This window comes from Xanthovirga aplysinae, from assembly GCF_009711365.1.
GTDB lineage: Bacteria > Bacteroidota > Bacteroidia > Cytophagales > Cyclobacteriaceae > Xanthovirga > Xanthovirga aplysinae.
In genome coordinates this window covers 1-217 of sequence record NZ_SMMB01000015.1, presented here as the reverse complement: position 1 = coordinate 217, position 217 = coordinate 1, and the positions used below count along the sequence as shown (strand labels likewise).

Genomic DNA, 217 nt, shown 5'->3' with positions numbered 1-217 from the left:
GGTCAGCCTTGTTGAAAACTGGAGTGGAACCATCACTCCCCAAAAAGAAGGATATAGTTTTTCTCCTGCTTCCATGGATATAAATAACCTGCAGCAAGACCTTAGAGGGCAAATTTTCACTGCTTTCCTTTTGCCCACAGACCCTGTTAACTACACTCTTTCCGGACAGGTAGTAGATACAGAAGGAAGCCCGCTGGAGCAGGTAATTTTATCAGGG

General features: G+C 45.2%; 1 protein-coding gene. It reads left to right on the top strand.

Annotated elements, in window-relative coordinates:
* Positions 1–217, top strand: a 217-nt coding sequence (locus E1171_RS22880; protein WP_187696058.1) for a hypothetical protein, incomplete at both ends; no start/stop codon positions are given.